A 1,454-nucleotide genomic window follows, 5' to 3' on the forward strand; every position below is an offset into this window, starting at 1 on the left:
GGTTCTCCCGCAAACTGTGTGAAGCTGTCAGGTTGATGCGAGAACGCGCTCGCGGAGGAGATCGAAGCCGGCTCGGCCATACATCGTTCTCTTGATCATCTTCAGGCGGCTGATCTGGCCCTCGACAGGGCTGGTCGTCCACGGTGTTTCGATGGCGGCGGCGAGCGCGTCGATGTCGCGATGAAGGTTGGCGGCGAAGCGTGCCAACGGCGTTGCAGCGGCATCGGTGAACCAGGCGGCGAGGCTTTCGGCCGACTGTCTGCGCAGCAGTTTGGTCAAGCGCTCAACCAAGTCCACGACGATGGACAGATCGGGGATCGACCGTCTGAGCCGATCGACGAACCGGCGGTCCTCGTCGGCTAGCTTGTCGAGATCGCATTGCAGAAGTCGTGCGGTGCGCGTTATCGAGGGCGGCCGCCAGCACGGACCGGACAGGCATCGATTCCTGTCGAGCCGGTCGATGCCTTCGCGTCGTCGTCGCGTCGCCCATTCGCGAACGACACGAGGATGAACGCCGGCGCCCTGACGCTGAAGTTCGCGGGCCAGTTCGGCGCCGTTGCGACAGCCTTCGCGCCAGCGCTGCTCGAGATGGTCGCGAAAGGGATCGATAGCGCTCGGCCGCCTGGGCTTCTTCCACCGGGGTGGCCCGCTGCCACGAACCCAGCGTCTGACGGTCTTTCGATCCAAACCTAGAGCCCGCGAGACGCCGGCCTGGCTGCTGCCGGCGGCCAGAAGCCGCTCCATCTCGGCATAGGCTTCGGCTCGCGGCTCGTGGCGCGCCTGGCTCCGACGTTCTGCGGCCGTCGGGGTTCGCATGGCAAGGCGTTCCCGGTGCGCCGCCTCCTGTTCGGACGAACGGATCGCCTCGGCAACCTCCTTGATCCGACGATGATGGGCAGCGACAATCGTCTGGAAGGCGGTCCCGACATTGCAGAGCAGATGCCATCGATCGACCACCTGGCGGGCCATCGGCGCTCCCGCCCGGATGCCTTCGGCAAAGACTTCGGCGCGATCGCGTGCGATCGTCTCGACGGTGGGATGGGCCGCCAGCCAATCCGCGAGCGTACCGGCGTTCCGATCGGGCAAGAGGTCGACGATCTCGTTTCTCTCCAGATCGACGATCATCGTTCCATAGCGCCGCCCGCGGCGCCATGCCCATTCATCGATGCCGATCACCCGTGGCGAGAAAGTCGGCGCCGCCGTGCCGGATCGCACGAGACGCAGCAGCGTGTCGGCGCTGGTCGGCAGCCCAAGCCGGTGCGAGAGCCGTTCGGCGGCCTCGCCGCCGAGGGCAAGTCCCAGCTGGCGCTGGACGTCGCGCAGCCGCTCGGATCGGCGGGCAAACGGCCTTGCCGCGGTATCGAGCCGCTCGCAGAAGGTCTGCCGATGGCAAGCCGAATTGCGACAGGTGAAACGGCGGAGCCGAAGGCGCAACTGGACCGGCCTGCCTTGCC

The 1,454-nt window shown here is 66.8% G+C and carries 1 protein-coding gene; it reads right to left on the reverse strand.

Translation table 11 applies throughout. The features are described from left to right. Positions 1 to 27: 27 nt before the first annotated feature. A partial coding sequence (locus GGR04_RS23655) for an ISL3 family transposase (RefSeq protein ID WP_183203054.1) occupies positions 28 to 1,454 on the reverse strand: 1,427 nt, incomplete at its 5' end.

It is taken from the genome of Aureimonas pseudogalii, from assembly GCF_014196835.1.
In the GTDB taxonomy this organism is placed as follows: Bacteria; Pseudomonadota; Alphaproteobacteria; order Rhizobiales; family Rhizobiaceae; genus Aureimonas; species Aureimonas pseudogalii.